16 protein-coding genes are annotated in these 19,960 nt (G+C 49.3%); 5 read left to right on the top strand and 11 right to left on the bottom strand.

The genetic code is table 11. From position 1 onward, the window contains the following. Positions 1 to 7: 7 nt before the first annotated feature. The 6 genes from AC50Y5_RS05075 to msrB form a co-directional block, all read right to left on the bottom strand. A complete protein-coding gene (locus AC50Y5_RS05075; protein ID WP_235533049.1) occupies positions 8 to 1,525 on the bottom strand; it encodes an ABC transporter substrate-binding protein in 1,518 nt (505 codons plus the stop codon). A gap of 152 nt (positions 1,526 to 1,677) precedes the next feature. After that, complete coding sequence (locus AC50Y5_RS05070) at positions 1,678 to 3,288, bottom strand: response regulator transcription factor (RefSeq protein WP_494858909.1); 1,611 nt, start codon at positions 3,286 to 3,288, stop codon at positions 1,678 to 1,680. 16 nt (positions 3,289 to 3,304) lie between these two features. After that, a complete protein-coding gene (locus tag AC50Y5_RS05065; protein WP_494858907.1) occupies positions 3,305 to 5,056 on the bottom strand; it encodes a sensor histidine kinase in 1,752 nt (583 codons plus the stop codon). Between the two features lie 160 nt (positions 5,057 to 5,216). Continuing rightward, the gene (locus tag AC50Y5_RS05060; protein ID WP_494858905.1) at positions 5,217 to 6,743 is read right to left on the bottom strand and encodes a glycoside hydrolase family 43 protein; all 1,527 of its coding nucleotides are present in this window, start codon (positions 6,741 to 6,743) and stop codon (positions 5,217 to 5,219) included. Positions 6,744 to 7,000: 257 nt separating this feature from the next. Continuing rightward, on the bottom strand, positions 7,001 to 7,573 hold the full coding sequence (locus tag AC50Y5_RS05055; RefSeq protein WP_081418702.1) for a nitroreductase family protein: 573 nt from the start codon (positions 7,571 to 7,573) through the stop codon (positions 7,001 to 7,003). 22 nt (positions 7,574 to 7,595) lie between these two features. After that, positions 7,596 to 8,585, bottom strand: coding sequence for a peptide-methionine (R)-S-oxide reductase MsrB (gene msrB / locus AC50Y5_RS05050; RefSeq protein WP_056030748.1), 990 nt, complete (start codon positions 8,583 to 8,585; stop codon positions 7,596 to 7,598). A 262-nt stretch (positions 8,586 to 8,847) separates the two neighbouring features. On the opposite strand from msrB, the gene AC50Y5_RS05045 reads away from it, so the two are divergent. Together AC50Y5_RS05045 and AC50Y5_RS05040 are read left to right on the top strand one after the other, a co-directional pair. Further along, complete coding sequence (locus AC50Y5_RS05045; RefSeq protein WP_056030751.1) at positions 8,848 to 9,276, top strand: hypothetical protein; 429 nt, start codon at positions 8,848 to 8,850, stop codon at positions 9,274 to 9,276. Continuing rightward, positions 9,273 to 10,352, top strand: a complete 1,080-nt coding sequence (locus AC50Y5_RS05040; RefSeq protein WP_056030754.1) for a phosphodiester glycosidase family protein — start codon at positions 9,273 to 9,275, stop codon at positions 10,350 to 10,352. Before AC50Y5_RS05045 ends, AC50Y5_RS05040 begins: the two co-directional genes overlap by 4 nt. An 86-nt stretch (positions 10,353 to 10,438) precedes the next feature. On the opposite strand, the gene AC50Y5_RS05035 is transcribed toward AC50Y5_RS05040, so the two are convergent. From AC50Y5_RS05035 to AC50Y5_RS05020, 4 genes are all read right to left on the bottom strand, one after another. Next, the gene (locus AC50Y5_RS05035; RefSeq protein WP_494858902.1) at positions 10,439 to 11,830 is read right to left on the bottom strand and encodes an NCS2 family permease; all 1,392 of its coding nucleotides are present in this window, start codon (positions 11,828 to 11,830) and stop codon (positions 10,439 to 10,441) included. A 294-nt stretch (positions 11,831 to 12,124) separates the two neighbouring features. Next, positions 12,125 to 14,140 carry a carbohydrate-binding domain-containing protein gene (locus tag AC50Y5_RS05030; protein ID WP_494858900.1) on the bottom strand — a complete coding sequence of 672 codons (2,016 nt, stop codon included), beginning with the start codon at positions 14,138 to 14,140 and terminating at the stop codon, positions 12,125 to 12,127. Between the two features lie 28 nt (positions 14,141 to 14,168). After that, positions 14,169 to 14,852: a DUF4956 domain-containing protein gene (locus tag AC50Y5_RS05025; protein ID WP_494858898.1), complete on the bottom strand. Its 684-nt coding sequence runs from the start codon at positions 14,850 to 14,852 to the stop codon at positions 14,169 to 14,171. Further along, positions 14,845 to 15,588, bottom strand: a complete 744-nt coding sequence (locus AC50Y5_RS05020; protein ID WP_056030769.1) for a polyphosphate polymerase domain-containing protein — start codon at positions 15,586 to 15,588, stop codon at positions 14,845 to 14,847. The genes AC50Y5_RS05025 and AC50Y5_RS05020 overlap by 8 nt, the downstream gene beginning before the upstream one ends. Positions 15,589 to 15,985: 397 nt before the next feature. On the opposite strand from AC50Y5_RS05020, the gene AC50Y5_RS05015 reads away from it, so the two are divergent. Beyond that, complete coding sequence (locus AC50Y5_RS05015; protein WP_056030776.1) at positions 15,986 to 16,663, top strand: response regulator transcription factor; 678 nt, start codon at positions 15,986 to 15,988, stop codon at positions 16,661 to 16,663. Beyond that, positions 16,663 to 17,958, top strand: coding sequence for a sensor histidine kinase (locus AC50Y5_RS05010; protein ID WP_494858895.1), 1,296 nt, complete (start codon positions 16,663 to 16,665; stop codon positions 17,956 to 17,958). The genes AC50Y5_RS05015 and AC50Y5_RS05010 overlap by 1 nt, the downstream gene beginning before the upstream one ends. Before the next feature lie 126 nt (positions 17,959 to 18,084). On the opposite strand, the gene AC50Y5_RS05005 is transcribed toward AC50Y5_RS05010, so the two are convergent. After that, positions 18,085 to 18,249, bottom strand: a complete 165-nt coding sequence (locus tag AC50Y5_RS05005) for a hypothetical protein (protein WP_155972812.1) — start codon at positions 18,247 to 18,249, stop codon at positions 18,085 to 18,087. Positions 18,250 to 18,477: 228 nt separating this feature from the next. Here AC50Y5_RS05005 and AC50Y5_RS05000 point away from each other — a divergent pair, with 228 nt between their 5' ends. Next, the gene (locus AC50Y5_RS05000) at positions 18,478 to 19,875 is read left to right on the top strand and encodes a prolyl oligopeptidase family serine peptidase (protein WP_494858893.1); all 1,398 of its coding nucleotides are present in this window, start codon (positions 18,478 to 18,480) and stop codon (positions 19,873 to 19,875) included. Positions 19,876 to 19,960: the final 85 nt, after the last annotated feature.

The following is a 19,960-nucleotide window of genomic DNA, read 5'->3' as shown; positions in this document are numbered from 1 at the left end:
GCCTATTTTATTTCGCTGCCGCCCATGCATCAAGCTGCTTCTGTTTTTCGGCTACGATTTTGTCGATGCCTGCTGCTTTCAGCTTGGAGATAAATTCTGGCAGTGTTTTGTCCGGATCAAGCGTACCTGTTTCCAGACCCAGCTTGTATTGATTCAGAACATTCGTTACCGAAGCAAACTCGGTTTTTACCGACGCGGAATCGAAGGTAAAGCCTAGTGCCTTGGATTTTGTTGCGTTTTTGTTAAATTCATCTGTTTCTTTCCAAATATCCGGGTTGTCCCCTTCAAAAGAATAGGACATGAACTGGTTGCCGAATAACCAGCCTGTATTCGGGTTGTAGCCACTGTTGTTGGCATCTACGCCATCTGCATATTTAATAACGTTCTCTTGATCGGTTTTCACATAATGCTTGCCTTCAATGCCCCAGTCCATCAAGTTAATAATATCTTTGTCGCTGTACATCAGGTTCAAGAACTTCATGGATGCTTCAGGATTCGTCGCATTACGCGGAATGCCCCACATAATGTTAGTTACCGTTTCTGTTTTGGAAACTGGAGCCGTAATTTCACCCTTCACAATTGTCGTACCCACAATGCGCGATTCCTGCATTTCGATGCCAGGCTTCAGGTTAGCCACATAAGCAGCGGTACGTCCCGCTTTAATCAAATCCGCGATGCCTTCTTTGTTCGTCGCCGCATCCTTCAAAATATAACCGGCTTGATACCAGCCGCGAATACGCTTGAGCAGCTCCGCATATTCTGGCGTCTCAAAGTAGTTGACTACTTTTAAATCATCCTGCCCGTTGTTAATCAGAACGCCAAAGCCGTCACCTAATTTATCAAGCTTGAGCAGGTAGTCAGCAATCGATTGCCCAGCCGCTCCCGGAGAGATAGCCGCCATGCTCGGCTCGTTCTCTTTCAGCGTTTTCATCATTCCTTCCAACGCGTCAAGAGAGTTGATCTTGGAGGCGTCGATGCCGTATTTATCAGCAAGATCCTTCCGGACCAGCACGCCATAATTGACCGCCAAATCACGAATCGAAGGCACAGCATAAATTTTGCCGCCAATGCTGCTTGCTTTAATAAAATCTTCGCCTACTGCCGATTTAATGCCTTGTCCATACTGCTCTAGCAGATCGTCAATCGGAAGCAGCTGGCCCTTCGCTACTTGCGGCGCATAACCAAACGTCGCGCTGCTGCCCGTTACGATCAGATCCAGCTTCTCGTTGCTCGTAAGCATGAGATTCATTTGCTGGTTCCAAGCGCCGATACCGATTGGGAGAAGCTTCACCGTTGCATTGATTTTCTCTTTAGTCAGCTTGTTCAGCTCATCTTGAACCGCCTGCAGGTCAGTAGGCGTATTGCCGAACGTCACATACGCAACGGTAAGCTCTGCTGCCGCATCTGTTTTGCCGCCCGAATTGGTTGCTCCTGCTGTGCCTGTGCCCGCTTCTCCATTGCTGCCTTTGTTGCCGCCGCCGCATGCGCTCAGCACCATGCCCAGCACGAGGACCAAGCTAATCATTGTTGTTATCCTTCTCATTCGTAATTCCCCCGATGCTTTATAGTATCGAGATTCGGCTCGTCTCTAACGAGTGAATCTATCCTCATTGTAGAGAATCCCCATACCCGCTACTGCCCCGCAGACGACTTTTTGGTAAGCGTTTTCCGACCATTTCAACGGCCCTGCTGCTCGAGCTCATAGTTTTGCCTGAATTCCAGCGGATTGACGCCTGCGTACTTCTTAAACATCCTTGAAAAATGCGAGAAGTTCGCATAGCCTACGTGAACCGCTATCGCGCTGACCGGCATATCCGTCTGCATCAGCAGCTCCTTCGCTACAAGCAGACGCTCATTGAGCAAATAATCGGAAATGGACAAGCCTGTTTTCTTTTTGAAAATACGCGTTAAGTAGTCTGGGTTCAAAAACACATGATTCGCCAGCTCCTCGCGCGTAATTTCCTTGTTCTGATTCAGCTTAATATAAGCAATGACCCGCTCGACTACCGTCTGAGTCTCTTCAACAGACTTCGCATAATCCGCCGCTTTGGTCACAATATGATCGATCCAGGCATACATGTCCGTCACCGAACGGCTCGCCCGGCCCGACAGCTCAATAGACTCATCATCGCCAAACAATTGATGGGCCCCAATACCCTTCAACTGGAGCATATAATACATCATTTGCAGAAAATCCTGATGAAACGTATGCAGCCGCTTCGCATCAAGCGTTCCCAGCCGAATGCACTCCTTAAGATGAGCGTCTATTGCCGCGAGCAGCTTGTCCTTGGAGCCTTCCTTCAGCAGCACGGCCCACAGGCTTAAATCGGGCAGCTTCATCTCTGGCGTCAGGCTTGATCTGCCGCTAGTATGCAAAACGATATTGCTAAGCGCAACATTGTTCTGATCGAGGCCGGCTAGCCGCCTTGCCATCGCCGACAGCTGGTAGCTAGGCACGGGCTCGCCAATGTAGCAGGAAAGATCGCAATAGAAATAGGCATTGCAAGCCGAAATAAACAAGGAGCAGGCGTCTCGCAAAGCCGCAAGCTCCGGCTCGTTATTGATCTCCATCGGCAGCAGCGCAACGAGCTTGTCTTTTTCCCATTGCACCAAATGCCCGCTAGCGCCATGGTTCAAAATCGTCTCCTCCGCCGCATTGCGCAGGGCGATTTCCATAATTTTTTCATCGCGTACCGACAGCTTTTTGCGCCAGCGCTGAACCGAGATCAGAATCGGCAAATGCCGCAAATGCTCCATATAGGGCAAATAACGCTCAGTTGCCGCCTCTTTAATCGAGATTTCATAAGCTGGAATCGTCTGGTTCAAAATGTCCAGCCAAAACCGCTCCGTCATAATCGGCTGCTGCTTAAACCAATATTGCCCGTATTCGCTGAACTGGGCGAGCTCGCTGTCCTTATTGATTTTGTCGGTCGCTTTGACAATAACCTTCTCCAGCTCCGCATAGGGAATCGGCTTGAGAATATAATCAAGGCTGCCGAGCTTCATCGCCTGCTTCGCGAATTCAAAATCGGCGTGGCAGGTCAGAAACACCGACTCCGTCTTCGGGTATTTCTCACGCACCCACCCCAGCAGCTCCAATCCGCTGCCCTGCGGCATTTCAATATCGCACAGCATTAGATCGATGGCCTGCTGATCGAATATTTCCTTCGCTTGGCGGATATTATAGGCGGTATACACTTCGCTCACTTGAAGCTTGTCCCAATCGATGGCCGATTCAATCGCCTTGACCGCATGCACTTCATCATCGACAATGAGTACCGAATACATGTAAACTCCCCCTTCGCTAGCTATGCTCCGCTTCCGCATTCATCGGCAGGATGATTTCAACAATCGCCCCTCCACCGTGAGCGTTGGCGAATGATATTTGCCCCCGGCCTTCATAGAGCAGCCGCAGCCGTTCGCAAATGTTCCAAATGCCGACCTGACCGCCTTGTTCCCTCATTAATTTTCTTCCTTCCTGAAGCTCCTTCAATACCTCTTCCTCGAAGCCTTTGCCGGTGTCCTGCACGACAATTCGCATTTTGGGTTCATCGGTCGTATCCAGAAGCTCGATGCGAATATGAATATGCACCGCTTCATCCAGCGTTACGGCATATTTTACGGCATTTTCAACAAGGGACTGAATAATGAGCGGCGGCAGGCTGGCATTCATCATATAATCAGGCGCCTCGATGCTGCTTGTCAGGCTGTCCGGATAACGCAGCTCCTGAATGCGGACATAGTTGCTTACATGATCCAGCTCCTGCTTCAAGGAAACGAAGCTGAGATTGCTGCGAAACATATAGCGGAAATAGCCTACCAAACACAGCGTCAGCTCTTGAATCAGCTCATAATTGCGCACCTGGGCAAGGCTGTACATCATATTCAGAGAATTCATGAAAAAATGGGGATTGATTTGCAGCTGCAAATGCTGCAATTCCGCCTTTTGCTTGCTCAGCTGCTCCTCGTATACATCAATACGCAGCTGCTGAATATCCGCCATCATCGTATTGAATGTTTCGTTAACTAGCTTGAATTCCTCGGCGCTTGGAGCGGCCTTGATTCGGACGTCCAGATTGCCTTCACGTATCCGCTTCATCGCCGCCAAAATCCGGTTCAGCGGGATCAATATTTCCCGGCGCAGCATAAGCAGTCCAAGCGGTAAAATGATCAGCGAGCCCAGCGCGACAAAGGTGATCAGACTCCGCAAATAAGGGAGATTTTCAAGTATTTTTTCATCTGGTATAACCGCAACTAGATTAAAATCCCCTCGAAGCGAAGGGGAGCCTACGACAAGAAACCGGGTTTTATCCCCGGTCATATAATAATCAGCCAAGCTATGATTGAGCTCAATACCATGTTCCTGAAACAGACTGGACGTCGTTAGCGGGATTCCATCGCTCGTCGTCAGCAGCGACTGTCCCTTTTCACCCAGATCAATCAATCCCAGCGCGCCAATTAATCGATTGGCATTTACCCAGGCACCAATATAGCTGCCGCCCGATTCCACGATATGATAAATATAATATTGATTATTCAACTGCGTAATTTTCCAATGAGCGGTATTCAGCAAGCTTCCGTTGCTGTTCTTGTCGAGCATCACCTGGTTCAAAAACCCCCGCATTCTTTCCCGTTCTCCGAAGGGCCTGCCTACTTGCGGACTAAGCATTAATTCCTTCTCCTGATCCGAATAGACGAAAAAAGCATCCATGCTTTTATAAATCGCCAGCGCTTGCGACAGCTTGTTGGACAGGCTGATTTTCGCCATATAATATTCATCCGGCTGCCTTGTCGTGCCCATTACGAGCAAATCCGGATCAACAGCGGCGATGCTGTTCACATATTGATCAACATCCTCGAGGCTCTGGTCAATCTGATCCATATACAAGGTCATCATATTCCGGTTCGAGTTGGCCACCTGATTGCGCACGACATCAATCGAATAAAAGCTGTTATACAGCAGCAATACGATGAGCGGCAATGTAAATAGTAAAACGCTGGTAATCAATCTCGTTCGGATCGAGCTCCACGATAAAATTTTCAATCGACTGTTCATCCACAAGCCCCCCGTTCTCCGCGACTATATAGATAATGAGCCAAAATTTCAATGCCATTATCATGAAACTTAGCACGCTCTAGGAAGGATGATCAATCTTTATCGGGAAATTTGTTGAAACCTTTGTCGAAAATCGCTCCCAGCTGCCATACGCTTCCTGCTATGCCTCTATTTCATATTTGAACCAGTCGAAGTACGCTGGCGCTGTACTGTTTTCTCCATTTCCCGTTGCATAAAGTCCGGCATACACCCCTGTAAAGCCGCCAGCTACCTCTTTGGATAACATGGCACATTCTCCCGTTCCTAATACATGCGTCTGCCCATCCGGTACTGAGTAGGTAAACGTATAACGGGTTTCATTTGCTGCAATGCCGAGCTCGATAAGAGTGTCGTTGTAATCCGCCGAATGCTCAATTTTCCAAAGGCTTCCGATCCGGCGGCGCAAAATCACCTGATTTTTGCCCTCCAGCCGGGCGAGTGCAATTTCATAATGGTAGCGCTCATTCATGAGCACCGTCATTCCCGCTTCCTCTCCGTCCTGCTGCGGCTGAAATGCCATTAAAGTCGACCATTTTGCCTTAAAATGCTGCTGCCTCCGGCCAACAAATGCAGGCGACTCCGTATCGTCCAGCGTATAGGCGCTGCCGTGCAGCGCCAGCCAGCCCGGACGCTCCGCAAGCGACCAGCTTGACTCGCTCGGATTCCGCAAAAAATTCCAACTGAGCGCGAGCTGCGGTTGATTGAAATGATCCAGCTCCTGCCACGCTTCCCGCTCGCTGAGCGGCAATGACGGCGCCTCCAGCTCTAATGCCGCCCGGCCATGGTTGCCAATGATCGGCCAGCCGTCCGCAGTCCAAGTCACTGGCGCGCCAAACGTTTCGCGGCCCAAATGATGCGCCGCCGGGTAGCCTATCGGGCGGATGCCAAGAAACACCGCCCACCATTGCTGCTCGGAAATTTGGATAAGCTCGGCATGTCCGGTCGCCTGTATCGGGTTATCCGTGCTGCGCTGCGTCAAAATCGGATTATGCGGGCAGCTTTCAAACGGTCCAAACGGCTCCTTGCTCCTCGCCGCAGTGACCATATGCCCGTATTCGGTACCGCCTTCGGCAATGATGAGGTAGTACCACGCGCCGATTCGGTAAAGATGCGGCCCTTCAGGAAAGGAACCGCCTGTTCCTTCCCAGATCGGCTTCCGCTCGCTAAGCAGATGGCCCGACTGCAAATCCAGCTCTGCCTGGTAAATGCCCGGAAGCTCACCGCCAAACATGACGCTCGTTCCGGTAATATAGACTTTCCCATCCGTATCGAAGAGCAGCGACGGATCGATACCCGGCCAATCCTCAAGCCATACCGGCTCCGACCAAGGGCCCTCAGGGCTGTCCGCCCATACGTAAAAATTTTTGACTACCGATACATTCGTCGTAATCATATAGAAGCGCCCATTGTGATGCCTTAGTGTCGGCGCAAAAATCCCTCTGGAGCTTGGGCTTCCGTGCAGGGGTACTTGGCTTTCTCTCGTCAGGCAGTGCCCGATTTGCCGCCAGTTGACCAAATCCGTACTATGAAAAATCGGAACGCCTGGAAAATATTCAAACGAGCTCGTCACCAAGTAATAATCGTCCCCGACACGGCACACGCTCGGATCAGGATAAAAACCGCTTAATATAGGATTAGAAAATAGCATATTCAGTTCCTCCTCTGGAAGGGCAGTGACCAAGCTCGCGGTTATTCACCAGGCTGCTCATCTGTTTTTCTTCATTGTAGTCTGGCCTTCCCTCGATGTGCCGCCGCTTGGACGACCTATCACTGCCAGTTTCACGACTTTTTTATCGGCTTAAGTGTCCTGAAGCTGCTATTCCACGCCAAAAAGCCTCCCATCCCCGCATGCTAATGCGGTTCAGGAAGGCTTGGGACTTCGGCTATTAAAATCTATAATTCATTTTACCCTTCCAGCCATACCGTCTTATCGGAGACGGATGTCCGTTTCGCTTCCAATGGCTGCATATCGGGATATCCGAGATAAATAAGGGCAACAAACTGCTCCTCCGCATCAAGGCCAAATGTGTCCTTCATCAGCGGATGGTACATGGGCTCGCCTGAGCGCCAGATGGCGCCCAGTCCATTGGCATGGGCCGCGAGCAGCAGGTTTTGCACAGCGGCATGCGCGGCCGCCAGCTCTTCCGCATAGACAGCGCGCGGGTCCTCTGCCGGCGAGCATACGACGCCAATGACGACAGGCGCCCGGTAGGCTTTAGAGCGCTCCTTCGCCAGGCGGTCCTCAAGAGCGGTACCTATGCCGGTCTCCAGTGAAGCCAGCGCAACGCGCGCGTAGCCTTCGCCCAGCTTGGCGCGGCCCTCTCCTGTCATGACGATAAATTTCCATGGCTGCGTATTATGGTGGCTCGGCGCCCAGCTAGCCGCCTCCAGCAGCTTTTCAATGAGACGGCGATCAATCGGGTCCTGTTTGACCCTTCCGATTGTACGTCTTCCCCGTATAGCCTCTTCCACTTGCATGTCCATTCCCCCATTCATCAAATTAAGCTTTCAACCAGGCCGCATACTCGCCATAGCCCTCTGCCTCTAGTTGATCCTTTGGAATAAAACGCAGAGCTGCGGAATTAATGCAATAGCGCAAGCCATTTGGTCCAGGGCCATCATTAAAAACATGCCCCAGATGCGAATCAGCCGCCTTGCTGCGGACCTCCGTACGGATCATAAAATGGCTAATATCGCGGTGCTCCGTTACTTTCGATTCCTGAATCGGCTTCGTAAAGCTTGGCCAGCCGCAGCTTGAATCAAACTTGTCGCGCGAGCTGAACAGCGGCTCTCCCGACACGATATCCACATAGATGCCTTCTTCTTTATGATCCCAATATTCGCCGGTAAATGCCCGCTCCGTGCCGCTGTTTTGCGTCACTTCGAACTGAATAGGCGTCAGTCGCTCTTTCAGCTCTCCCAGACTCTTCTTATATTGCCAATGGTTTGCGAGGAAATCCTCACGTCCAGAGCCTTTGCGGTAAGATTTGTAGCGCTGCGGATTTGAACGGTAGAAGCCCTGATGATAATCTTCCGCCAAATAAAAAGGCTGCGCCGGTTCAATCGGCGTTACGACAGGCTTATCGAATCGGCCGCTTGCATCAAGCGCCTTCTTCGAGGCTTCCGCCTTCTCCCGTTGTTCCTCGCTATAATAAAAGATGCCGGGACGGTACGAGTTGCCGCGATCCGCGAACTGGCCAGCCAGATCGGTCGGATCGATCTGCTGCCAAAAAACATCAAGCAGCTTCTCATAGGGGAAAATCGCCGGATCAAATGTAATTTGCACCGCTTCAGTATGGCCTGTCGTCTCCGAGCAGACTTGTTCATAGGTTGGATTCGGCACATGACCGCCTGTATAGCCCGATACTACCTCGATAATGCCGGGCATCTCCTCGAATGGAGAAACCATGCACCAGAAACAGCCTCCGGCGAATATCGCCTTTTCATAGGATGGTGACTCATTCTGGGTTTCATTAAACTCAACTGACATGTCTATACAGCCTCCTTTACAGGCTTGCTGCAGCCGCTGCTGCTATACAATCGCCTGACCCTTATTATACCTCAACTGCCAGCCTCCGCAAAAGGACAACAAGACCTGCGCCCTATTCTTTGTTACAATGTAGTGACACGCGCAACAAAATGGCTTTTTTTCCGTCCAATACTATAGCCATATAAGTCAGGTTACGATTGCAGTTCGTTCAGCCTCGTTGCAGCACACAATATGACTTTCAAAATGAGGTGAACGTTAAAATATGAGCAACTTGCAAGAAGCTGAGCTCTCCAGCCACCATGAGCCGCTGCGGCGGCGCAAACGGAGCAATCGCGCTTTTTTCGTATTCGTTATCGTCTGGATCATTCTCATTTCCGGCGGCATTATGGGCGCCAAATGGTACAGCGACAAAATCCAGCGCGACGTCGCAGCTGATCTGGAGCGCCAGACGTCCGCGCAAATCGCTGCGATGCAGCAGGACTACACGCAGCGGATGGACAAGCTGGAAGCTTCCTATAAGGAAGAGCTGGCCCAGCTCGATGCCAAGGTGGATGCCTTGAATGAGCTGTTGACCTTTACGAAGGATAATGCCGATTCCAAGACCGACAACAGCAACAAGCTGTACACCCAGCTTAATGAAGTGAAGAAGAAGCTGAACGAACTGCAAAAAAATCTGGATGTGTTGAAATGAATGTATCCGTAAAAGCACTCAATAGGACGATGCTGCTCGCGTGTACCCCTTTTCTCGGCATGCTGCTTTGGCTGCTGCTGTCGGAGGTGGCCGTTGAGCTGTCCACCACTGCTTTTCCCGTTCACGAGGCTGAAGCGCAGCGGCAAGAGCCCGCAGCCTTCACCTCGAAGACAGCGGCGGGACTGGAGCAGGCTCGTACAACAGCCGAGCAGACGGGAAAGCTGATTAAGAAGGAAATTACGCTGTATAACCGGACCAATGCGGAAATGAAGCAAATCGCCAGCACCGCAGCTGCCCAAGCCCGCATACCGCTTGAAATTTACGACCAGCTCATTACGAGCAAGCTTGGAGCACCGTCGGCTACCGTTAATACGGACAAGCTTCGCGCCCAGCTCTTCCAAATCAAGACGCAAAACTTTCAAAGCTACGCGGTGAAAATCGAGCTGAAATCAGACGATGCGATGAAAATGTCGCTCGGCGGAGACAAGTATGGCGGCGCGGAGACGACGCTCGCAGCGGTGAAGCGCCTTGGCGCGTATATCGGCATCAATGCCGGAGGCTTCGCAGACGCTCAGGGCGTTCGCTACCCGCTAAGCACGACGATGATTGACGGCGAATATGTGAATGGCTTTGAACCATCGTTTGCCGATTTATTTTTTGTCGGCTTGAACGAGGATAACGAGCTCGTCGGCGGTAAGTTCACGAGCAAGGCGCAGCTCGATAGCCAGCACATGAAGTTTGGCGCTTCGTTCGTGCCTGTTCTGCTGCAAAATGGTGCCGCCATGCCGATTCCCGATAAGTGGAAAAATAGCCCGAAGCGCGCACCTCGCACGGTCATCGCGAACTACAAGGACAATCAGCTGCTACTTCTCGTCGCCGATGGCTATAACGAGAATGGCAGCTCCGGCGCGACGCTGGAAGAACTGCAAATTTTACTTAAGCGCTACGGCGCCGTTAATGGCTTTAATCTCGATGGCGGCGGCTCCTCGTCGCTGATCTGGAACGGCAGCGTCATTAATAGCCCTTCCGATCGCCAGCTCCGCAAGCTGCCAACGAGCTTCCTGTTTTTCAAGTAATGGCTTGTACGAATTTCTTTATCCTTATTAAACGTAAAAAAAGCGTTCAACCCTGCTGCATGAGCGGGTTGAACGCTTTTTGTTGTTTATTCGCCGCCCATGAATACGTAGCGCCCGATGACGAGCACGGCGAGTATCCACATGAGCCAGTGAATATGGTATTTTTCCTTTGCTTTGCCTGACAGGTTGGCAACCGAGGCCAATACAACGTACGATACGATACCGAACGAAATGCCGTTCGCAATATTGTACGTAAATGGCATCAAGGCGAGCGTCAAAAATGACGGAATCGCATAAACCATATCCGAAAAATCAATTTCCTTGATCGACTGCATCATCAGCACGCCGACAATAATGAGAGCCGCATTCGTAGCTGCTGGAGGCACAAGTGCAACGAGCGGCGAGAGGAACACAGCCAGCAGGAAGCAGATACCTGTCGTAACCGAGGTGAGGCCTGTACGTCCGCCCTGAGCGATACCGGAGGAGCTTTCCACAAACGCTGTCACTGTGCTCGTTCCGAGCATTGCGCCGCCGCTAACGCCGATAGCATCGACGAACATCGCTTTGCCGATGCGCTTCTTGCCTTCCACCGGATCTTTCATGTAGCCAGCGCGGTTCGCCGTGCCGACAAGCGTTCCGAAGGTATCGAACAGCTCGACGAACGTAAACGTCAGAATGACGGTCACGAGGCCAACTTCCAATACACCAGGGAAATCAAAGTGGAATAAATTCATTTTTGAAAAATCAGGCACCCATGTTTGTCCGCTCAGTTTCTCGCTGACGTTCACCTGACCGATAACAATCGCAATGGCCGTCGTGAGCAGAATCCCCCACAAAATCGCCCCAGGAATGCGAAGCACCATCATAATCCCGATAATGAATAGCGCCACAACCGTGAGTGCTACCGTACCATTGTGCAGGCTGCCAAGGTGAATAACCGTCTCCGAGCCCGATACGTCGGTATAAGCGCCCTGCTTAATATCCGTGAAGCTGGATACGGCAATCGTCATAATGCCGCTGCCCTTCAGGCCGATAATCGCAATAAACAAGCCGATACCGACAGTAATCGCATGCTTAAGGCTGTCTGGTACGGCTGTAATCAGCATTTGCCTGATTTGAGTCACGGTCAATATAATAAAAATAATACCCGAAATAAAAACCGCTGTAAGTCCCATCGCGATGGAAATCGGTTTTCCAGTCGCCTGTGAAGAAATAACCGTAGCTGCAAAATACGCATTAAGCCCCATTCCGGGCGCGAGAGCTACGGGGAAATTAACGAACAGCCCCATGGCAATCGTGAAAATACCTGCTGACAGTGCCGTGGCCAAAAATACGGCTCCCCAGTCAAATCCGGCTGGTGTGAGCACAATCGGATTTACAGCCAGTATGTACGCCATGGTCATGAAGGTCGTCAGTCCTGCCATAATCTCTGTACGAATGTTCGTACCATGCTCTTTCAAGCGAAAAAATCGTTCCATCGCTATTCACTAGCCTCCCCAAGTCAAATTATACTGCGCACTGATGCATCTATTTTTAGAAACTCATTTTAATCAATTGCTTCCTTGTTTGTCAATGATTTAAAACGAACATTTACAATAAGTGCTCTTTAATCATTCGGGTTTCATTGCGAATTTTCTGATAACGACCTTAATTCCGTCCCTTTAATCGCAACCTTCCGAAAATGAAAGCGTTTGAAGAAAATGCGGCTAACGGCAAAAAATGCCCCTTCGGATAAGATGTCCGAAAGGGCATTTTTTTATCTATTTCCGTTATTATCGGCCTTCGCCTTGAGGTCTTCCGCCTCCACCGCCGCCGCCGAAGCCGCCTCCGCTGCTGGCAGTCGTTACTCCGGATTCATTCAGCCAAGTTACACTGCTTGAGACTTCGAAATCGGTCACTTTCGTTCCGCCTGTATAGGCACCATCCGTATACATGCCATCTGTATTACTGCCGGTCGAGCTTCCACCTGTGTAGAGAGTGTAGGAACCGCCTTGCGCAAGCTCCGGTGAGCTAATGACTACAGCTTGATAGTTTTTCGATGGTGCAAAGGTCATAATCGTGTTGCCGTCGCTATCTTGAAGATGGACTAGCGTACCTGCCTGCTGAGCTTGGGAGAACGTCATCGCGATTGTGGCTTGACTGGAATCATCAGCTGTGGCCTGAAGCATGCCTGAGCTTCCTGCTGCCACAAGCGTTCCTCCGCTAATGTCAAAGCTGCCGTCGTAATCCAATGAACCATTGCCGTTGCCCGTTGGTCCATTCACAATAACCGTGCCGCCCGTCATCGTAATCGAGCCGTTCGAGTCCAGTCCATCGCCTGCTGCATCCACAGTCACATATCCACCGCTAATGGTAAGCAGGTTGCTGGAGGATGCGCTGAACTGATCTGCTCGGCCTCCTGCCGCCTCGCTCGTCTCATCACTGCCGCCTGCTACATTGATGCCGTCATCGGAAGCAACGACATGCGTCTCGCCGCCGGAGATCGTAATGTTTGCTCCTTCAATGCCTTCGTAACTTTTCGTGATGTTAATGCTGCCTCCGGCAATCGTTGTCAGTGCGTCAGCATGGATGCCGTCATCACCAGTCGCGATTTCCATTTCGCCGCCTGTTACCGTCACATTGCTGTTGCTGTGCAAGGCATCATCTGCGGAATCAACCGTAAAGGTACCGCCGTTGACCGTCATATCTCCGCCTGCCTTCAGCCCTTTAGCACTCGTTGATTCGGTTTCTGTCGTTTCCGTAGTTGCTGTCGCCGCTGCGCCTTGGGATGTGCCGGTTGCTGAAGTGGCATTCATACCGCCTCTTTGCATGCCCATGCCGCCTGGTCCTTCCTCCTGCTTCACTTCACCGTTCACGCTGCCTCCCCCTGTTACCAGATTGAAGGTGCCGCCATCCACAATCAGCGCCGTTTCAGCTTGAATGCCGTCATTGCCCGCTTCAATGGTGAACGTTCCACCTGCAATGGCGATAAATCCACGGCCCTCATCGGTGTCATTGGTCGATTTAATGCCGTCTCCTTCGGCTTTAATCGTTACCGTGCCCTCCTCAATAGCAACCATATCCTTACCGACAATACCGTCATCCGCAGCCGTAATATCGATGGTTCCAGATACGATTTTCAAATCGTCTTTGCTTGTAATTCCATCATTGTAGCTTGCGACTACCGTCAGCTTGCCTGTGCCATTAATCGTCAGATCCGCTTTGCTGAAAATAGCTGCGCTTGGCTCATCCGTAGCAGCATCCGCGAATACGTAGGTTTCACCATCGGAGATCGTGTTTTCCGTACCTTCTTGCAGCGTAATGACTACATTGCCCGCTTCCTTGATGTAGATTCCAGCGCTGTCGTTATCATGAATGTTAGCTCCATTAAGCACGAGATGAACGTCCCCATCATCCTGTACATCCACGACAACTTGCCCGTCGCTCAGCGTTCCGCTTAGAACGTAGGTGCCGGCTGCCGAAATCGTTACGGTGCTGCCCGAAGCTTTTGCACCTGAGCCGGTAACCGCTGCGCTTGTTCCGTTCAGCTTAATGGCCGTCGACGTCTCGGCACTCCAATCCACCGCCTTGTCCGCCTCATCGAACGTTACTACATCCGATACGGCAACGCTTGCTGGCGCGGCAGCAGTGGTCTCGCCGCTTTGTGAACTCGCCGCAGCTGCTGCGGTAGTGGCTGTTGTAGTAACCGCTGATGTTGTTGCTGCTTGCGATGAAGTACTGCAGGCCGATAATACGACCGAGCAAATGAGCAAAACACCTAGCATCTCGCGAAATTTATTCTTTTTCATATGAATCATCCTCTCGGGTTTGGTTTGCTTAAAAATCATACGTGGTAGGGCTCATCGTTAATGAAATGTCCAGATTGCCGTTTCTGCAGCGAATCGCATCGAGGAATTCCTTTTGATTCGTCTGCTCATCAATGGTCACGGTGTAAACCAGCTCGTATAAGCTGCCTAGCTCAGTCGTTCGAATCTTGCTAAGCGCGTAACCTACTTTGAATTGGGCAAAAACTTCAGCAAATGCTTCTTCATACCCCAGATTTTCCGGGATTGTTACTTTCAGCACTTTTTGCAGCGTCTTTCTTACGCCAAACTTAACGCGGTTAAGGATAACCATGAGTACACAGAGGATAATCGTGAACAATATCGCGTAACCGAACGAGCCAACTCCGCAGGCAAGCCCTGCTGCCATGGTGAACAATACAAAGGTGATATCTTTAGGATCGCCCGGCGCGCTTCTGAACCGGATAATCGAGAACGCTCCTGCAAGGCTGAACGCTCTAGCGATATTGCTGCCGATAAGCAAAATGATAATGGCCACGATGACGGGCAGCAGCACCATTGTCAGTGTAAAGCTTTGCGAGTAGCCATTCGGGTTCGTTTTCATATAGGTGTAGCTGATCATTCCGCCAAGAACAAGGGATAACAAAATCGTGATAACGGCTGAGCTAAAGGTCAAATCCGTTGTCGTGAGCGTTGTGGAAAAAAGAGAATCAAGCATAAAGGACACTCTCCATTTCTAGCTTGCTGTTTTTCAGCATTTTTTTGTATTCATTGCCGTATTTCGAAAAGCTTGTGCGATACATCTGATGCTCGGACAGCATTCTCGACAGCCACATTGGGATCGTCTTCTCTGCCTTCACTTCCATGAGCCATTGTCCAGGGGCCAGCAGCGGTTCGCCATAATTGCCGCTCTCAAGCCTCAGATCATATCGCCGGCAATTTATATTCGTATCGAAGGTAATGCGGAGGTCGCGATTCTCTTTGCTGAACAGCGCCTTGCGGTCATAGCCCAGATACACTTTAGGCTGCAATTCATATTGCTGAAGAAAATATGTAATTTCCTGCAGCACCTGCTTGTTCATGTACCCCTGCAGCTCTGGCTGAAGTCCCGTACGGACAAATTCATAGGCTTCGTTCAGCTTCAGTCCCGTTCTTCTTTTGTTAACGAGCCCGAACACCTTTTTCTTAATTTCCAGATAAACCTTCGCATCCTCCTTAGGAGTGCCGTAAGCTCGGAGGCGAAGCTTTTCCTTATACTTCGGCTTGGACAGGCTGTTGCGAATCAAGGCATCATGCTCAGTGTCATAATACAAGTTGGTGATGGAGTAAAATTCATGCTGCTTGTTGTAATCATCCAGTTCCATGTATTCCAGCAGTTGAAGGTAAAAATTGCGGTAGGCAACACTATCGAGCAAATATTTGTTCTCGTATCGATTGAAAACCTCAATGGCCATATCGTTCAAATCCTCTCTATTTGGTCTCGCATGTTATTCGCTTGGCGATCTGGTTCGTTGTTTGCGCCCTGTTCTCGCTTGCTATATTCGTATCTTAGTCCCCAAACCTTTAACGAAACTTAAATGAATTTACAAAATTTTAATTTTAAAAAAAGTGGTGCGAATGGGGCTTCACTTCATGAAAAGATCGGCTTCCGATCGCCATTCCCCTTTCCGCTGCAAACATTAAGGTTGACTAAAGGTAATCCTGATATAATGGCCTTATTAAAAATATAGGAAAGGATATCATTTCGTTATCCTATCTCTATATTTCTCGGAATGAAACGCGCCGAGCCGCCAAGGACGGCGACAGCCGTTTCACCTTCATACACAACCTATATATAAAGGATGACTGGCCATGAGAATTTTAATTGTAGAAGATGAGCTTCATTTAGCTGAAGCTTTAAGCCAAATATTAAAGAAGCATAATTACTCCGTTGATGCGGTCCATGATGGCGTTTCTGGGCTCGATTATGCGCGGAGCGGCATTTATGATTTGCTGCTGCTTGATATTATGATGCCTGAAATGGACGGAATCAGCGTATTGACGCAGCTCCGTAAAGAGGGCGTATCCACCCCCGTCATTCTGCTGACCGCAAAAGGAGAAATTACCGATATGGTGGCTGGACTTGATCATGGGGCGGATGACTATATCGCCAAGCCTTTTTCATCCGAGGAGCTGCTTGCCCGAATACGGGCTGCACTAAGACGAAAAGGCGAGGTGCTGCCGGAGGATGCCTTAAAGTTCGGGGATATCGAATTAAACACGTCGAATTTGAAGCTTTCCGTTAAAGATAAAGAAATAAAGCTCAATTTAAAGGAAAGTGCTCTACTCGAGCTGCTGATCGTCAGGAAGCAGGCGATTACCTCCAAGGAGTTGATTATTGAGAAGCTTTGGGGCTTTGATTCAGAAGCGGAGCACAACAATGTGGAGGTTTATATCTCTTTTTTACGGAAAAAGTTTACATTCCTGCATTCGTCCGTACGCATTAACACGATTCGAAACGTAGGGTATGTATTAGAGGTGACTGCCTAATGTTCACGAAGCTCAGAAATCGGTTCCTGATCGTGAATTTGGTCATCATTTCGGTAGTCATGTTGATCGCCTTCGCTTCCATTTACGTCATTACGTACCGGAATGTGCAGGCAGATATTAATGATGAGATTCACCGTGTAGCCGATTTTTATCAGAAGCCCTCAGGCGGTTCTGATGCTTCCCCCTCCGGCAGACACAAGGGCGAATCTCCTTCTGCACCTCTAGATAACGGGGCAATAGATAAAGGTTCTATGGATAATGGGGATTCACGTCCTGAGCGTTCAGTTGCTTTTTCGCTGAAAACAGATGCCGAGTGGAACATTACAAGCACGACCTCTCCATTCGAAATGGACAGTGAATTTTATGCAGCTGCGGTGCAGGAGGCTTCGACGGTCACTAAAAATACCGGACAGTTCAGCTTGGATGGGAGCCACTGGGCTTTTCTTAAGCAGCAGACGAATGAAGGTTATAATCTGGTTTTCCTTGACGTCACTGCCCAGCAAGATATTTTGACCAATTTAATTTATACGTTTTCTGTCGTTGGGCTCGCGATGCTGATCATCTTGTTTTTCACCAGCCGTTTCTTCGCCAATCAGTCGATCAGACCCGTGAGAGAAGCGTTCGATAAACAAAAGCAATTTATTGCCGATGCTTCGCATGAAATGAAAACACCGCTTACGATCATTAACACCAATACGGATGTGCTGCTCTCCAACAGTGAAGATACCATTCACAACCAAGCGAAGTGGCTGCACTACATCAAATCAGAAACGGAAAGAATGACGAAGCTGACCAATGACCTGCTGTATTTAACGGAAATGGATGATGCCCGAACAAGCATGGTCCACAGCAAGTTCAATATGAGTGATGCGGTTGAAAATATTATTTTAACGATGGAAGCTGTTATCTTTGAGAAAAATGTGTCTCTGGACTACGACATTGAACCCGATTTAATGGTGCAGGGCAGCAGTGAGCAGATTAAGCAAGTCGTGATGATTTTGCTGGACAATGCTGTCAAATATACGAGTGCCAAAGGAACGGTCACCATGTCGCTCCAGAAGCAGCAGAACGATATTGTGCTGGCGGTCACCAACACCGGTGAAGGAATTGCCGCCGAGCATCTGACCCGCATTTTTGACCGGTTTTACCGTACCGATTCCTCCCGGGCGCGCAAGCAAGGCGGTTACGGCCTTGGCCTGGCGATTGCGAAGTCCATTATCGACCAGCATAAAGGGAAAATTTACGCGAAAAGCACAGTAGGCGAGTCTACAAGCTTTTATGTTCATCTTTCTTGAGCGGTTAGGCGGGGTTAGCAGCAAGTTGCTCCTCCGCCCTGCTCCATCTGGAAAAGCGTACAAAAAAGACTGATGAGCATTCATCAGTCTTTTTTGGCTATTTTGCAATCGTTAAGGTATGCTCGACTATTTGGAAGCAGGGTTGTCCGCTCCATCTGGTTGTGCGCTCGCGATTGAACTTTGGTTGCCTTGTAGTCGATTCAAGTTGTCCGCTGCTGCTGCGTTTGACGCCAATGTGCTGCTGAACATAATACTGATCATCAGCATGCTTGCTGCTAATGTCTTTTTCATAGTGGTAGCCTCTCATTTCTGTCCCATATGGATGTGAACAATATTAATTATAGACATGCAACCTTAAATGGATATGAATTTTCGGACAATTTTTATGAATCCTTTCAAATAGGCTGGCTCGTAAAAGAATGGGTCGCGCTTAGTCCTTAAATCATATTGTCATTTTATGGTTGAGGTGATACGCTTACTTACAGCAGGCTATTGAACTGGAGGAGAATGATGATGAAGATGAATAAAGGGTTATTTTCCAGCCTTCTTGTTTTGGCGGTTACTTCAACCCATTTTGCATTTACAAATGTAAGCGCAAACAATTCAAGCTCCGAATCTAAGCAGCCCTCGTACTCCTTAGTTGTGAAAGGCTTTGACTGGGGTCCCAGCGTGCATAAAATCGTCTTGAACACAGGAAGCACCATTCAAGGAAATTCGCTGGCTAAAGACAGCTTCAAAATTTTAGTAGAGCGAAATTATCCCATGTTTAACTTCGATACCCAAAGCTCCTATGAAGGCTTCGATAGCGGCAGCAGAAGCATAAATAGCACCTACCTTTCAGACGAGGAAGGCAACAAGCTAGACCAGCAAACAGGCCAATACATTACGATTGAGATGAGCGTCCACCCTGATCTGGCTACAGCAAGCACGTTTAACTTTGATCTGCAGACCTTTACGAATCAATATGTAGACCTTCAATATACGATTATTCAGCAGAAGGTGCTCAAGGACGCCGCTGGTAATGTAATCAACGATTTGACGACAACGCAGGAGACCCCGTATACGGTTATCGAGCAATCCGTTGACAAATTTGATCTAACAGGAAAATTCGATTATAAAGACGCTAAATATGGCGACATTGCGCTTACCTATGCATCTTATTTGCCTGACACCGATGGGAAGAAGCTCCCGCTGATCATCTGGCTGCACGGGGCTGGAGAAGGGGGAACCGATCCCCGAATTGCTCTTTTGGGCAACCGGGTAACGGCGTTAGCTGAAGACGCTGTACAGAAATTTTTTGGCGATGCGGCTGTTCTCGTACCACAAACCCCTACCTTCTGGATGAATAACGGCACTGGGCAATATACGCAAGATGGCAGCAGCATGTATACGAACGCCTTGACGGCTTTAATCAAACAATATGTCAAAGACAATAAAGCGAATATTGATCCGAAGCGAATATATATTGGCGGCTGTTCAAACGGCGGCTTTATGTCCCTTAAAATGCTTCTTGAGAATCCTAATTATTTTGCAGCTGCTTATCCGGCGGCAGAGGCCTATTTTGATACTTGGCTAACCAATAAAGATATCGCCAAGCTTAAAAATATCCCTATCTGGTTTACGGCCGCCGGAGCGGATCAAACCGTGAATACTGCAAATAACACAACGCCAACTTATAAGAGGCTTATTGCTGCAGGTGCGCCTAATGTCCATTATTCTTATTTTGACACTGTGCTCGATTTGAGCGGCCAGTATGTCAAAGGCAAAGGAGATAACAGTCCTTATGAATATAATGGGCACTGGTCCTGGATTTATGTACTGAACAATGAAGTGTCGAGCGACTATAATGGCAAGCCTGTAAAGGTTGAAGGCAAAGCCGTCACCCTTATGGAATGGCTGGCAAAGCAATCAAAATGATGGTGGTTAAATCATAGTTAGACAGTTTCTTAAGGTGCGAATGCGTTAAGGATTTTATGACGTTACGTATTCGCACCTAGGAAAA

This window comes from Paenibacillus sp. JT22N7, from assembly GCF_059383875.1.
The sequence above is the reverse complement of the archived record's forward strand: the minus strand, read 5'-3'. Positions and strand labels throughout refer to the sequence as shown.

Coding starts and splice junctions, on each gene's coding strand:
- AC50Y5_RS05075 (WP_235533049.1), bottom strand. CDS start 1,525: ATGATTAGCTTGGTCCTCGTGCTGGGCATGGTGCTGAGCGCATGCGGC.
- AC50Y5_RS05070 (WP_494858909.1), bottom strand. CDS start 3,288: ATGTATTCGGTACTCATTGTCGATGATGAAGTGCATGCGGTCAAGGCG.
- AC50Y5_RS05065 (WP_494858907.1), bottom strand. CDS start 5,056: ATGAACAGTCGATTGAAAATTTTATCGTGGAGCTCGATCCGAACGAGA.
- AC50Y5_RS05060 (WP_494858905.1), bottom strand. CDS start 6,743: ATGCTATTTTCTAATCCTATATTAAGCGGTTTTTATCCTGATCCGAGC.
- AC50Y5_RS05055 (WP_081418702.1), bottom strand. CDS start 7,573: ATGCAAGTGGAAGAGGCTATACGGGGAAGACGTACAATCGGAAGGGTC.
- msrB (WP_056030748.1), bottom strand. CDS start 8,585: ATGTCAGTTGAGTTTAATGAAACCCAGAATGAGTCACCATCCTATGAA.
- AC50Y5_RS05045 (WP_056030751.1), top strand. CDS start 8,848: ATGAGCAACTTGCAAGAAGCTGAGCTCTCCAGCCACCATGAGCCGCTG.
- AC50Y5_RS05040 (WP_056030754.1), top strand. CDS start 9,273: ATGAATGTATCCGTAAAAGCACTCAATAGGACGATGCTGCTCGCGTGT.
- AC50Y5_RS05035 (WP_494858902.1), bottom strand. CDS start 11,830: ATGGAACGATTTTTTCGCTTGAAAGAGCATGGTACGAACATTCGTACA.
- AC50Y5_RS05030 (WP_494858900.1), bottom strand. CDS start 14,140: ATGAAAAAGAATAAATTTCGCGAGATGCTAGGTGTTTTGCTCATTTGC.
- AC50Y5_RS05025 (WP_494858898.1), bottom strand. CDS start 14,852: ATGCTTGATTCTCTTTTTTCCACAACGCTCACGACAACGGATTTGACC.
- AC50Y5_RS05020 (WP_056030769.1), bottom strand. CDS start 15,588: ATGGCCATTGAGGTTTTCAATCGATACGAGAACAAATATTTGCTCGAT.
- AC50Y5_RS05015 (WP_056030776.1), top strand. CDS start 15,986: ATGAGAATTTTAATTGTAGAAGATGAGCTTCATTTAGCTGAAGCTTTA.
- AC50Y5_RS05010 (WP_494858895.1), top strand. CDS start 16,663: ATGTTCACGAAGCTCAGAAATCGGTTCCTGATCGTGAATTTGGTCATC.
- AC50Y5_RS05005 (WP_155972812.1), bottom strand. CDS start 18,249: ATGAAAAAGACATTAGCAGCAAGCATGCTGATGATCAGTATTATGTTC.
- AC50Y5_RS05000 (WP_494858893.1), top strand. CDS start 18,478: ATGAATAAAGGGTTATTTTCCAGCCTTCTTGTTTTGGCGGTTACTTCA.